Here is an 11,720-nt window from a genome sequence, read left to right as displayed (position 1 = left end):
CCCCTACAAAAATCAAATTCCTGGGATCGTCGATCCTTCTTGTTGCGCCGGAAGAACGCGGTTGCCCGATTCGACCGAGGCGCCGCCAAGGCCGGGGAGCGCGATCGCGATCGGGAGGGCCGCTGCGGCGAAAACCTCGTCGCCGGTCAATCCCGCGCCGTTCCTTCCCCCTTCGAAGTTTTGTGTGTAGCCGTCGAGAGTGAACGCATGACGGACGCGGGTCACATAATAAAGTCCGCTGAACTGCTCGCCGGCCCCTTTGATCGTCACCAGCCGCTTCGGCCGCAACACCGCGCCGTAGATCCGCGCGTCGATCTCCCCCTCGACATGAACAAACCGATCGCCCCCCCGGTATCCTTCGCGCAACCGCCCCCGCATCTCCTGAGACGACGCGGCGATCTGGTTTTTCAGCAGGAGGCGCCCGGCGCGCGCCCCCGACTGGAGATCAGCCAAGCCGGTCTCGCCGAGCTTGCGCCGGGGGCTCTCCGTCATCTCTTCCCGCGCCTCCTCCTTCTCGAACGGATCGATTCGGCGGATTTCAAGATGGGTCGGGGCGGTGCCGTCGACGCGAAAGCGAAGATTCACAAGGTTCGTCTCCTCGCCGAACTGGATCGCCAGAATTTTCTGCGGCGGCAGTTCGAGCGTCGGGCTTCTGAAGTACCCCTTGCTCCCTTGGACGAAGCATTCGAACCCGTTCCGCGCCGCCAGCCGCCGGAGAAACCGGATGTCGCTTTCGGTTTGAAGGGTGGTTGAGACCGTCTCCTCCAGCCGGGCCACCGTGTCCTCCACCTCGTAGCTCAATCCATAGTCGCCGAAAATCTGCTGGGCGATCTCGCTGTCTTTTTTGTTCGGCCAGGCGAGCTGCTTCTCCTCCAGGTCCATCAAGGCGCTCGCGTCCATCCCGGAGATCTCCAGCGTCGACTCCTGCGGATCGCCGGAGAGGTTTACGTTCATGTGGGTAATGTAGCCGTCGATCAGCGTCTCGATGCCGCTCTCCGGATAGCCGGCCTCGATCGAAACCCGGTTCCAGACCCGAAAGAGCTCCTTCTCGTCGATGTATCTCCAGCTTCCGTCACGCTCGACGTTGAGGGCGATCTCGACCCGGAAGACGCTGGCGGCGTCGACATCCTCTTCCACCTCAATCCGTATCAGATCGGGAATGAGATCGTCCTGCTTTTCCCCGTTAATCGAGAGGGTGACGACTTCTTTGATTTCCATTACACAATCCGATTCTGCGGGACACGGATCCGCCGGCCCGGCTTGAGGAGATGAAACGGATTTAACTCATCCGTATTTGCGTCCAAGATCAGCCAATACTTCTTCGGATCGGTATAGAACCGATGCGCCAGATGATCCAACCGTTCTCCCTCGCTGACGATGTGCTCGAAGACGCCGGGGGTTTTCGGAATCTCCCGGATCTCCAGCACTCGCGGCGTCTTCTCCTCGGCGTTCTCGGGAGCGATGACTTCTGTCCGGGTGTAGCGCGAGCCTTTGTAGATCATAGATCATCCCTCTATTCCGGTAAGGGCGTATTGCGATACGCCTCCTACAACCCATCAAATATTAATGATCGACTTCGCTAAATCGGGCGCGTTCGCCAAATTCAGCGCCGCCAGCAGCTCCCGCTGCGCCTGCGTGAAGATGTTGAATGGGTTCCGCCCGCCGATCACCTGGAGGCTGACCCCCACCGTCACCCGGACGGGGTTGAGGTTCGGATTGTACTCGGTCTCCTGGATATTCAGATCGGTGATCCGGACGGCATTGATCCGCTGCCGGCCCCAGATGAAGATGACGACCGGCGGGCTCTGGCGGTCTCCAAAACCGAAATCGGCCGAGAGCCCCAACAGTCCCGCAAAAACCGATTCCGACCGGGGGATCACCATCATCTCCAGCGCCGAAAGGGCCGGGAGCACGCCGAATTCCCCGGCGATCGGATCGCCTTTTTCCAAGGCATCGGTCGCGTCGAGTCGGATGTCCAACGACAAGCTCTCCGGATTGGTATGGACCGTCTGCGCCTCCCCGAGGCTCTCGCTTTCGGAGGCTTCCTCTTCTCTCCCCCGTCGGGAAGGAGGGGCCGTCACACTGATCCCCTTGCGCCGGGTGATCGTCTCCGGGTTGAACTGGAAAGGGACGATCAGCGGCGGGAAGGCGAGCAGATTGGAATCGACAAAGGCCCCCTTCAAGACCTTCGGTTGATTGGAAAATCCGTTTGCCATCGTTCTCTCCTATTTTCTTTTGAGCCGGTGGGCGACCTCTTCGCGGATCGCCCCCGCGGCTCGCCGGACGATTTCCGGTTTGCCGGCGCTCTCCGATGAAATTCGGACCGCCGGCGGGGAGAGCCGCTCGATTCTCCCGGGGGGGGCCCCTTGAAGCTGCTTCTGAACCTGGGAAAGGACCTGTTTGGAAAGCATCGCCGCCTGCCGCGGGTCGAGCGGAACGCGATCGTAAGTGATCTTGATTCGTTTGATCCGGATCATCTGGCGCTCCTCTTGGGGACGGCCCGCTCGGTTGCAAGGGCCGGGGGAAGGGTGAATTCCGACTCGGAGAAGAGTTTCCCCATCTTTTCATATTCCCTTCGAATCGCTTGAAGAAGATGCACCATCTGAATCGGCCCCCCCGCCTCCGCCGCCAGGAACGCCGCATTTAAAACAATGTTCCGGATATTCCCGCCGGCGATCTTGAATTGACCCGCCAGATATTCGAGATCGACCCCCTCCGCCAGCGGCGCCTCCTTCGGAAGATGCTTCTTCCAGATCTCCAGGCGCGACGCTTCGTTCGGAAAGGGGAACTCGATGCTCATCTGGATTCGCCGGGAGAAGGCGTCGTCGATGTTTTGCGCGAAGTTGGTCGCCAGGATGACGATTCCCTCGTACTCCTCCAATCGCTGCAAAAGATAGTTGACCTCGATATTGGCATAGCGGTCGTGGGCATCCTTCACCTCGGAGCGCTTTCCGAAAAGGGCGTCGGCCTCGTCGAACAAGAGGATCGCGTCCGACCGCTCGGCCCCCGAGAAGATCCGTTGGAGATTCTTCTCGGTTTCGCCGATATATTTGCTGACGACCGCCGAGAGATCGACCTTCAAAAGATCCCGTCCCAACATTTGCGCCAAGACCTCGGCCGCCAGGGTCTTTCCGGTCCCGCTCGGCCCCATGAAGAGAATGTAGATCCCCTTTCCGAGGAGGAGCTTCTTCTCAAAACCCCAATCGTGCAAAACCTGCGGTCGATGGCGGACCTGGGAGACGATCTCCCGAAGCTGCTGGAGGAGGGGGTTGGGCAAGACAAGATCTTCCCAGGAAGCGCGGGGGGTCATCGACCGCGCCAGGCCGCCGAAGTGAACCTGCGATCGCTCGCGGCAGGCCCAGAGAAGGTCGTCGCACGTCACCTCCGCCTGCGCGGGGGAGCGGAGAGTCGCCCGATCCCGGGCAAGGCACATCGCCTCCTCCATCTCCCGCAGGGTCAGCCGATACCGGAGCGAGAGCGATTCGATCTCCTCTTTCCCGATCGTCGTCGGCGCCCGGTCGATCAATCCTCTCCACCCCTCGATCCGGCGGTGAGCGTCGGGGAGGGAGAGGGCGAAGGGGAGAAAAAGGCTCTCTTCAGAGATCGCCCCCGGCACCCGCGGCTCCGTCCCCTCGATGAAGGTGAGCCAGGAAGCTTCCCGCAAAAGAGATTCCATCACGGAGATATCCCCTTTTCCCTCCTCCCGCCACTTCTCGAAGCCGGAGAGATAAAGCGCCGCCGGCTGCAGCAACGCCTCGCGGACGATCCGTCGAAGCCCCTCGGCGAAGGGGAGGGCGCCGGCCAGCCCGGCCTGATGCAGCGCGGCCAGATCGACCTCGATCAGATGGATCTTCAATGTTTCGCAGAGCTGCTCGGCGATCCCCCGCCCATCGGGGGCGCCGGGTCCGTAGAAGTAGGCGAGGACTTTTCGCCGGGGGGCATTCTGTTGCTGGAACTGTGACGTGATCAACCCTTGCAGCTGGGAGACCACCTCCGCGGCGGGCGACGGAAGGGCCCGCTCTTTCCGGCGAAGCGGCTGAACATAGGGGAGGACCTTTGCATCGAACTGCGCGATCTCCAGGAGAAAGGCGACGATCCGCTCGTCAAGAACGAGCCCTTGATTCAACCGAGGAATCGGGAGCCCCGCCTCCCCGGCCGGGTGGAGAAGGTGCCAGCGAAGCAGCGGCGCCTGCGCGGAGAAGAAAAAACGCCCCTGCGGGCCGACCGCTCCTTGCAGCCGGGCGATCGTCAGAATCAGATCGACGCTGGGGAACTTCCGTGTCAAATCGTCCTGAAGATAGGCGTAGAGCTTGGCATATTTCGGATCGAGCTCCGGCGCAAGGGAGACAAGAAGGGCGGTCTCCTCGACCGGCGAGAGATGGAAAAGATGCGCGAGGTGAGGGAGGGAAAGATAGACCCCTTCTTCCAGACTCGCCTTTCTTCTGGAGACGATCTCTCTTCGCGACCGATCGAGCGAGGCGCGGAGCGCTTCGGCGTCGGGTTCATCCGCCGGAGGGTTTTGAGAGAGAAGCCGCTCGGCCTCCTTCTGCGAAAGAAAAAGCCCCTGCCCTTCCGTTTTTGCCTCGCGTCGATGGAAGAGGTGAAGCAGGAGCGATAACGCCCGATCGAGCCAGTCGAGCTCGGCGGCGAGGTACTCCCGGCTGTCGCGGAACGACGCGGCCTTGGTCGCTCTCTTAGTCGCTCTCATGGAACCACCTCAAACACCTCCCGCAGCCGGGAGAGGTTCGCTACGTTCACTTCGACCTCATAGACCCCCGGCGTCAGTCCCGCCGGGACCGGTGCCACAAACAGTTGATCCTCGAAGAGCATCTGATCTTCCACCGCGATCCGACCGCCGACGCGGACCGTCGCTTTCCATCCCCGCAGGAAAGTCCCGGTGAACTGGAGGGTCGTCCCGACCGGACCGGAAAGAGGGGACATCCCCTGAAGGACCGGCTGCTTAAAGGGCGCGCGGACATCGAGTTCGACTTGCGTGACCCGCTTCGGCAGCGGACGCTCTTGCTCCGCCGGAACCTCCACATATGAGACTTCGTAAGCGACCGAGAGACGGAAATCTTTGTTCAGCGCCGTCCAGATCTTGCTGAGCTGCTCGAGATCGAGCGGAAGGAGGGTCACCTTCACCTCCCCCTCCTGCAGGCCCGTTTCGAGGTAGGTCTGAGGGATGATGGCATTTTCGTAGAGGACCCGCATCGCCTCCCCCAACAGTCCGTGCGCATCGGCCAGGCCGGTCTGCGGATCGAGGGGAGAAAAGGGGGTCATCAAATAGAAAAGGTTCAGGGCGAGCGGTGGAGCGACGAGCTGGTTCGTCGTTCCCCGCTTCGGCTGCCAATCGCGATTGTTCAGGTGCGGGTTCTCGATGACCCGGTAGAGAAAAAGATTGATCCGCTTGTTCTGCCCGCTCGTGTCGCCGGGAGAGATCAGCGACACATTCGTCGCCGGAACCATCTCGCCGACGAGAAGATTCTTCAACGACTCGGTCACTTTTCCGATGGTGGTGCTCATCGTCGTCTCACACCTTTCCGAGATAATACCGGGCCGCCGTCTCCCAGGCGCCCGAGCGCTTCGGCGCCTCCGGCCGTGCTCTCGGAGGCTCCGGTTTCCGCTCCGGCTCGGCCACCACCCGAACTTCCAGCTGCTCGATGATCAAGTCCCCCTTCTCCTCTTTCGCTCTGGCCGCGGGCCGCGGAAGGATCGCTCCACGCGGCGGAATGAACAGCGCCTTCGGAGAGAGATCGACGGTTCTTTCGTCCTTCTCGGTACGTTCCGCCGGAGAGGGGTGCGCCGGGTCAGCGGGTCGCGCTTTGGATGGTTGATTTCCCGACAGGAACGCTTGATGAAGCTTTTCCTTGGGAGCGGAATCCTTGCGGTCTGCCGGAACAACCTCCCAGATGATCTCTCTTGCCGGCCGATCGGGACCGCGAGCTTGCTCCGCGCGGCCTTGTTCCGGTTGGGCCGATCCCTCGCCCGCGCTCCGCTTTTCTCCGGTCGGCTGAAACCGCCGTTGCGACGGATGAACGGCCCGGTTAAATTCGACCGGCTCAAAAGAGAGGCTCTCCATGATCGGCTTCGGCCGCTCCTCTGTGATCGGAGGAAGAGCGAATGGAGCGGGTCGAATCGGAGCCGTCTCTTCTAAAAACAGCCCCCTTTCCAGCTCCCGCTGTGGGGACAAGGGCTCCGGCGCAGCGGCCCGTTCACCTGCGTGCGTCTCGTCCGATTGATCGGACAGTGGGGACGAGGGGGACGGCGGGAGGGACGCTCTCTCCTCGATCGACGCGACTTCAAAACGCTCCCCTCCCTCCGCATCCTCCCAAAAGGGAGGCGAAGCGCCCGGCGCGGCCGGCTCCCCTTCGACGCTCTCTTCGAGAGTCGATTCCATGTTCGCAGGCGCGACGATCGGAGGCGCCGCCTGTCGAGGGTACGCAAGCCCCGATCCGACCCGGCGCAACCCCGGCGCCAAAACCCGGTTCAAGAAGGGGTTCATCCGACCTCCACGGCGGGACGGCCTCTCCGATCGAGCTCGTCGGTGAGAAGCCGAAGATAACGATGCCGTTTCCGCCGGGTCATCCCCAGAATCTCCCGCAACGGCCAATGATAGTAGAATCCCAACAGGTGAACCTCCCGCTCCAGCTGCGTCCTCCCCCGAAGAAGTTCATTCAAGAAGAATGGGACAATCTCGAACCGGTGTGTGAAGAGATGGCCACACTCCGGGCAGCGCGCCTCCATTTCGGCATCCACCAGAGGGGAGGCGCGTTCCATCGCCGCCGTGATCTCTTCCACTGTATCGTCCAACAGCCGCGACACAGCGTCGAGGGTGACCGCATCGACCTCGCCGATCTTCAGAAGGGAGCGGGCAAGGAGATGATTGACCCGTTCCCGCTCGTTGAGATGGGACCACCCGCGCGCCGCTTCCTGGTCCGCGCCATTCGGAATCCGGAAGACAACTTCCCGCGGCGGGCCACCTTCTTCCGAGAGGAAGATCGCATAGCGGGGTGCGACCGGCTTCGGCTCGATCGGGATCTGGTCGAGCGCCAGATCGATGTCCATCTTCTTGGCGCATTCGGATCGGGGGCAGACCAATGTGAGTTCCACCCCCTTCCCGAAGGTGATCTGCCGAAGCCGTAACATCAGATAGTCGCGATCGCCGACAGTGAGCGAGCGGATCGTCTCTTCGGTCGGCCGCTCCGGGCCGATCCGCTCGACGCAACGGCGCAGCAGCGCCGTCACGAGCGCGGCCTCGGTCCACTCCCGCGCCGGATCGGCGATCCACTCCTCCTCTCGACCGGTCAGGGGGCGAAGCTTCACCTCCCGATGCAGCGTTCCATCACGATCGAGATATCCTCCGGGGAGAAGGAAGAGCCCTTCTTCAGGACGTTCAATCGGGTCTGACATCTGATTTGATTACTTCTCGGTCGGCTCGGTCACCGACTTATCCCGCTCCCATCCTTCGTTCTCGAGCTTGATCGTTTGGATGGCGACCGCGTTGGCGCCGGCATCCAGGTCGGGAAGGGCCTGGTAATCCGAGACCCAGCAACGGAAAACGTTGTACGAGAAAACCTTTTGGCCCGCCTCGTTGAAGACGTCGATCGCGATGTCCTTCCGGAAGTTCTTCAGCGACCCCGACGCGTCTCCCTGGAAGTTGTGGACCAGATTGGCCCAATCCTCAAAGGTGGTGTCGTGGGTGACGCCGGCCTCCAATGTAATCGCCTCGTATTTTGTCTTCCCGGGAAGCTGGCGGCTGGTGGAGGGATCGCCCCCCTCCCGCCAAGGGGTGACTTCGGTCGTCCGCTTGAGCGAGCTGCACTTGCTCAAGCCGGCGACATACTGATTATCCACTTTGACTTTGAACTTAAAATTGCGATACGGATCGAACCGATGCGTGTTGACCGTGAACTTGGCCATGAATGTATTCCTCCTTCAGATGATTACGCCGACTCCCCGGCCTTCTGACTGATCTTAATCACCACGAACTCCGCCGGCTTCAGCGGCGCAAAGCCGACCATCACGTTGACCACCCCGGCATCGATGTCGGCCTGGGTCGTCGTCTGGCTGTCGGCCTTCACGAAGAAGGCCTGCGACGGGGTCGCCCCCTGGAATGCGCCGGCCCGGAAGAGGGTCATCATAAAGGCGCCGATGTTCAGGCGCAGGCTCGCCCAGAGGTCTTCGTCGTTCGGCTCGAAGACCGCCCACTGGATGCCGTTGTAGATGCTCTGCTCGATGAAGATGGCGGTCCGCCGGACCGGAACGTAGCGATACTCCGGATCGGCCTGCGTCGCGACGGTCCGCGCCCCCCAGATGACGATGCCGGACGCGGGAAAGACCCGGATCACATTCACCCCGATCGGGTTCAACGTGTCCTGCTCGGCGTCGGTGATCTCTTTGGTCAGCCCCACGGCCCCGCCGATATTCGCCTCGGTTCCCGCCGGTGCCTTCCAGACGCCGCGCCGGGAGTCGATCCGCGCGTACATCCCGGCGACATAGCCGGAAGGGGGGAGGAGAATCGGCTCCGGCGAGACCCCGGTCGGGTCGATCGCTTTGAGCCAGGGAAAGTAAACCGCGGCATACGAGCTCTTCACGGTGAGACCGGTCACGAAGGCCTGCGCTTCCTCTTTGGTATCGTCGGCCGCCCCCATGTCCCCCACAAAGAAGCAGTCTTGGCGGTTGCGGCAATAGTTGCCGCCGAAGTCGACCATCGTCTTCGAGCCGATCCCCGGCACGGCGACGATGTTCACATCCCGCCGGACGTCGAGAAGGGCGAAGCCGTTCTGATAGTCGATCTCCTGCGGCGTGATCCCGTCGCTCCCGAGGGTGGCGCTGATCACGTTGCCGGCCACGGCGGCATCGCCGACATGGTAGTTGGCTCCGACGGCCGGGCGAAGAACGGCGGCGCCGGCCTGTTCGACTCCGCCGTTGTTTCTCCCCAGCTTGAGAAGGGTCGCCCCGTTCTCCGACGGGGCATTGGTCACCTGGACCGAAGAGCGCTTTCCGCCGGCGCCGGAGGTGAGGGTGTAGACCCCTGTCGCAAACCCGGCGGTGAAGGCGGTGAACGCGGCGGTCGGCGTCGATCCCCGGAGCGGGACCAGCGCCCGAACCGCAGTCTCGATCGCGGTGGCGATCTCCCCCCCGGTGGTGAGCGGATTGGCCAGGGTGATCGTCTGCGGTCCGTCGCCGTTGACGTTCACCACCATCTTCCGGTTGCCGGCGGGGAGGGTGGTCGCCGGGGAGGCGCCGCTGACGCTGGTTCCCCGGTTGGTCGTGTCGTTGGCCGGATCGACCACCGCTTTAATCAGCTTGGAGTTGGCCGTCACGACATTTTCGACGAAGTTCGTCGCGTCGGGATTCATGCTGAGGTTGTCGTGGATTTCAAGAGGGGTTCCATTGAGCTTGACGGTGATCTTGAATTCGTTCCCCGAATCCTGCGCGCCGTCGGCGACATCGATGTCGAGCGCGTTCCCCCAGGCGCCGGGGCTGTTGGCAAAGATCGTGAGGGTCTTTGCGGGGGTCCCCTTTCGATCGACGATCGCCACATCGGCGGCCACCGCCCCGTTCGCGACCCGGACGATGTAGAGCCGCTTTCCTCCGTTGTTGAAGAATTGGAGCGCCGCGTGGGCGAGGTAGCTGTCGTTCTGAAATGTGCCGTAAGTCGCCTGAAACTCGATGAAGCTCGTCACCATCAAGGCCCGGTCGAGCGGTCCCTTCTCGGCCTTTCCGATAAACGCCGCCGTGGAGGTGCTGACCCCCTCGATCGGACGAACCCCGCTCGGGACCTCCTCAATGTAGACACCCGGATGCAGTCTTTCCATCTATCCCTCCCTGTGAGAAATCCCGGCCCGCGGGAATCCCCGATTCAAATGAATTGCGCCAAGTGATCTATCCTCGACCCCTTCCCCGTTTCGCCTTGGGGGCTTCGTCCGTTTCGGCCACCGACACCCATCCCCGCTGGGCCATTTTCTCAAGGGTTGAATTGTTTTTGGTTTCGATCGGATCGATCCCCCCCGCCTCTTCTCCGGGGGCCAGATGGAGGGTGGCGCCGCTGTTGAGGGGGATAACGAGCAACTGTTTGGATCGGTTTGTAATATTTATCGGCATCTCTAAACCTCCCTTCGAAGGGGGAAAAGACGCTCCACGAGCGCCTTGACCTCGTCCTTCTTATCCGGATTCAAACGATAGAGAGGGAGCGATGCGCCGCGATGCTCCTCCAGGATCAGTCCCTGCTTAACCAGCGACGAGAGCCCTTGTGAGATTTCCACCAGTCGCTCATGAATCTCCTCCTCCAACAGCCACCACCGCGTCATTCCTTCAAGGGTATCCCTCGCCTCCGGATGTCTGAGGAGGTAGCTGAGGAGTCGTCGAGCGGTCTCTTCCTCTTTCCGTGTCAAGTCGCGGTCCAGCATCGTTCCCTCTCGAAGAGAGAAGATTTAGCAAAAGGCAGGCCGCTCCCCGCAACAGACCGAACGGGACCGATCCTCACCTGGAATAATCGGATGATTGTTAAGGAAAGCGCTTACCCGCCGGTGTTTTTTTTCAATTGAAAATGAATTAAAAGTGGCGCCTCTCTGTCCCACCCACTGGGGCGGAAGAGCCCCACCTTTGGTAAAGAGGAAGCGCTGACCTCCGGTCGTTTTGAGCGGTGCTCATTTCTGATTACATCGGCACCAAAGTTGCTTTTCCCCTATCCGATCGTGATCTACTCGCTTGTCGACGGGGTCCGGATCATCTTCCCACCGGAAGAAAGCGGTGAAGCGCGGAAGGATTGCATTGATATTGCCGGGCGGTTTAAATACCGCTCGTTGATCGAGAGGAAAAGAGGCATCATGGACCCCAGGATTATCCCCCTCTATTATCTCAGCTCGCTGGCCGGCCTGATCATGGTCGCCGGGGGGATCTGGCTGATCTACAAAGAGAAGATCTATATCGATCAAGAATCGAAGCAGGTGACCGAGATCGAGACCCCGATCGGGAAGTTCAAGACCAATCTCCCGGCGCTGGTCCTCTTTGCCCTCGGCTTCGTCCCGCTGATCTACCCGATCGTGAAGTCGGCCGGGTTCGCCGAGGAGATCCGGATTCAAGGCAACGTCAAGGCGAGCACCTTCCCGGTGCAGGTCTACGCCGTGATCCGATCCGACTCGCTCCTGGAGAGCCGCGGCTTCAGCCTGGAGGTGCCGGTGGTGGAGAACGCGCCGGGAGAGTATAAAATCCTCTACATGGCGGGGAACCTCGTCCTCGAAGAGCGGGCCGACCTGAGACGGCGGCAAGACGGCAGGATCCAGCTGCCGGATAAAGAGCTTCTGCTTTCTGCGGAGGAGCAATTCGAGCCGGCCCGGGTAGAGCCGGTCCCTCCCGAATTTCAGTAAAAAGGGGGTCGAGATGAGCCGATGCTTTTTCCTGACGCTGCTGATTCTCACCCTCCCCCTCCCGGCGCTCGCCGCTGATTTCAACGGCCGCGTCGTCGAGGAGAGAAGCCGGGAGGGGATTTCCGATCTGACGGTCCGGCTGATCCCGCCGAAAGCGGCGGGGCGGCCGGAGAAGGCCACCACCACCGACGAGCGGGGGGGATTCCGTTTTCCCGACATCGAGAGGGGCCGATACCTGCTGGAGGTGTATCAAGGAACCACCCTCCTCTATCGGGAGGTGGTCGAGACGGATCAAGAGACGGTCAAGGAGATTCAACTCTCGCGGAAGGGGAGATGACCGGCGCTATT

At 61.5% G+C, this 11,720-nt stretch carries 14 protein-coding genes; 2 read left to right on the top strand and 12 right to left on the bottom strand.

Annotated features, from left to right (window positions below; translation table 11 throughout):
- Positions 1 to 12: 12 nt before the first annotated feature.
- From MNODULE_RS02335 to MNODULE_RS02280, 12 genes are all read right to left on the bottom strand, one after another.
- The gene (locus MNODULE_RS02335; protein ID WP_168057882.1) at positions 13 to 1,218 is read right to left on the bottom strand and encodes a phage late control D family protein; all 1,206 of its coding nucleotides are present in this window, start codon (positions 1,216 to 1,218) and stop codon (positions 13 to 15) included.
- Positions 1,218 to 1,502, bottom strand: coding sequence for a LysM peptidoglycan-binding domain-containing protein (locus tag MNODULE_RS02330; RefSeq protein WP_168057881.1), 285 nt, complete (start codon positions 1,500 to 1,502; stop codon positions 1,218 to 1,220). The genes MNODULE_RS02335 and MNODULE_RS02330 overlap by 1 nt, the downstream gene beginning before the upstream one ends.
- Positions 1,503 to 1,556: 54 nt before the next feature.
- Entirely contained in the window at positions 1,557 to 2,216 is a 660-nt protein-coding gene (locus tag MNODULE_RS02325) for a CIS tube protein (protein ID WP_168057880.1), read from the bottom strand.
- Between the two features lie 9 nt (positions 2,217 to 2,225).
- Positions 2,226 to 2,477: a hypothetical protein gene (locus tag MNODULE_RS02320; RefSeq protein WP_168057879.1), complete on the bottom strand. Its 252-nt coding sequence runs from the start codon at positions 2,475 to 2,477 to the stop codon at positions 2,226 to 2,228.
- Entirely contained in the window at positions 2,474 to 4,708 is a 2,235-nt protein-coding gene (locus tag MNODULE_RS24540; RefSeq protein ID WP_168057878.1) for an ATP-binding protein, read from the bottom strand. Before MNODULE_RS24540 ends, MNODULE_RS02320 begins: the two co-directional genes overlap by 4 nt.
- Positions 4,705 to 5,523 carry a Pvc16 family protein gene (locus tag MNODULE_RS02310; protein WP_168057877.1) on the bottom strand — a complete coding sequence of 273 codons (819 nt, stop codon included), beginning with the start codon at positions 5,521 to 5,523 and terminating at the stop codon, positions 4,705 to 4,707. The genes MNODULE_RS24540 and MNODULE_RS02310 overlap by 4 nt, the downstream gene beginning before the upstream one ends.
- Before the next feature lie 7 nt (positions 5,524 to 5,530).
- A complete protein-coding gene (locus tag MNODULE_RS02305; protein WP_168057876.1) occupies positions 5,531 to 6,502 on the bottom strand; it encodes a hypothetical protein in 972 nt (323 codons plus the stop codon).
- A complete protein-coding gene (locus MNODULE_RS02300) occupies positions 6,499 to 7,410 on the bottom strand; it encodes a T4 family baseplate hub assembly chaperone (RefSeq protein ID WP_168057875.1) in 912 nt (303 codons plus the stop codon). Before MNODULE_RS02300 ends, MNODULE_RS02305 begins: the two co-directional genes overlap by 4 nt.
- A gap of 9 nt (positions 7,411 to 7,419) precedes the next feature.
- A complete protein-coding gene (locus MNODULE_RS02295; RefSeq protein WP_168057874.1) occupies positions 7,420 to 7,920 on the bottom strand; it encodes a phage tail protein in 501 nt (166 codons plus the stop codon).
- A gap of 23 nt (positions 7,921 to 7,943) precedes the next feature.
- Complete coding sequence (locus MNODULE_RS02290) at positions 7,944 to 9,821, bottom strand: phage tail sheath subtilisin-like domain-containing protein (RefSeq protein ID WP_168057873.1); 1,878 nt, start codon at positions 9,819 to 9,821, stop codon at positions 7,944 to 7,946.
- Between the two features lie 67 nt (positions 9,822 to 9,888).
- Complete coding sequence (locus tag MNODULE_RS02285; RefSeq protein ID WP_168057872.1) at positions 9,889 to 10,107, bottom strand: hypothetical protein; 219 nt, start codon at positions 10,105 to 10,107, stop codon at positions 9,889 to 9,891.
- Positions 10,108 to 10,109: 2 nt separating this feature from the next.
- Positions 10,110 to 10,412 (bottom strand): class I SAM-dependent methyltransferase, encoded by a 303-nt coding sequence (locus MNODULE_RS02280; protein WP_168057871.1) that lies wholly within the window; start codon positions 10,410 to 10,412, stop codon positions 10,110 to 10,112.
- Between the two features lie 420 nt (positions 10,413 to 10,832).
- Between MNODULE_RS02280 and MNODULE_RS02275 the strand changes: the two genes are divergently transcribed.
- Both MNODULE_RS02275 and MNODULE_RS02270 read left to right on the top strand, forming a co-directional pair.
- On the top strand, positions 10,833 to 11,372 hold the full coding sequence (locus MNODULE_RS02275) for a hypothetical protein (protein ID WP_168057870.1): 540 nt from the start codon (positions 10,833 to 10,835) through the stop codon (positions 11,370 to 11,372).
- A 13-nt stretch (positions 11,373 to 11,385) separates the two neighbouring features.
- Positions 11,386 to 11,709 carry a carboxypeptidase-like regulatory domain-containing protein gene (locus tag MNODULE_RS02270; protein WP_168057869.1) on the top strand — a complete coding sequence of 108 codons (324 nt, stop codon included), beginning with the start codon at positions 11,386 to 11,388 and terminating at the stop codon, positions 11,707 to 11,709.
- The last annotated feature ends 11 nt before the right edge of the window (positions 11,710 to 11,720 follow it).

It is taken from the genome of Candidatus Manganitrophus noduliformans (assembly GCF_012184425.1).
In the GTDB taxonomy this organism is placed as follows: Bacteria; Nitrospirota; Nitrospiria; order SBBL01; family Manganitrophaceae; genus Manganitrophus; species Manganitrophus noduliformans.
The sequence above is the reverse complement of the archived record's forward strand: the minus strand, read 5'-3'. Positions and strand labels throughout refer to the sequence as shown.

Coding starts and splice junctions, on each gene's coding strand:
- MNODULE_RS02335 (WP_168057882.1), bottom strand. CDS start 1,218: ATGGAAATCAAAGAAGTCGTCACCCTCTCGATTAACGGGGAAAAGCAG.
- MNODULE_RS02330 (WP_168057881.1), bottom strand. CDS start 1,502: ATGATCTACAAAGGCTCGCGCTACACCCGGACAGAAGTCATCGCTCCC.
- MNODULE_RS02325 (WP_168057880.1), bottom strand. CDS start 2,216: ATGGCAAACGGATTTTCCAATCAACCGAAGGTCTTGAAGGGGGCCTTT.
- MNODULE_RS02320 (WP_168057879.1), bottom strand. CDS start 2,477: ATGATCCGGATCAAACGAATCAAGATCACTTACGATCGCGTTCCGCTC.
- MNODULE_RS24540 (WP_168057878.1), bottom strand. CDS start 4,708: ATGAGAGCGACTAAGAGAGCGACCAAGGCCGCGTCGTTCCGCGACAGC.
- MNODULE_RS02310 (WP_168057877.1), bottom strand. CDS start 5,523: ATGAGCACCACCATCGGAAAAGTGACCGAGTCGTTGAAGAATCTTCTC.
- MNODULE_RS02305 (WP_168057876.1), bottom strand. CDS start 6,502: ATGAACCCCTTCTTGAACCGGGTTTTGGCGCCGGGGTTGCGCCGGGTC.
- MNODULE_RS02300 (WP_168057875.1), bottom strand. CDS start 7,410: ATGTCAGACCCGATTGAACGTCCTGAAGAAGGGCTCTTCCTTCTCCCC.
- MNODULE_RS02295 (WP_168057874.1), bottom strand. CDS start 7,920: ATGGCCAAGTTCACGGTCAACACGCATCGGTTCGATCCGTATCGCAAT.
- MNODULE_RS02290 (WP_168057873.1), bottom strand. CDS start 9,821: ATGGAAAGACTGCATCCGGGTGTCTACATTGAGGAGGTCCCGAGCGGG.
- MNODULE_RS02285 (WP_168057872.1), bottom strand. CDS start 10,107: ATGCCGATAAATATTACAAACCGATCCAAACAGTTGCTCGTTATCCCC.
- MNODULE_RS02280 (WP_168057871.1), bottom strand. CDS start 10,412: ATGCTGGACCGCGACTTGACACGGAAAGAGGAAGAGACCGCTCGACGA.
- MNODULE_RS02275 (WP_168057870.1), top strand. CDS start 10,833: ATGGACCCCAGGATTATCCCCCTCTATTATCTCAGCTCGCTGGCCGGC.
- MNODULE_RS02270 (WP_168057869.1), top strand. CDS start 11,386: ATGAGCCGATGCTTTTTCCTGACGCTGCTGATTCTCACCCTCCCCCTC.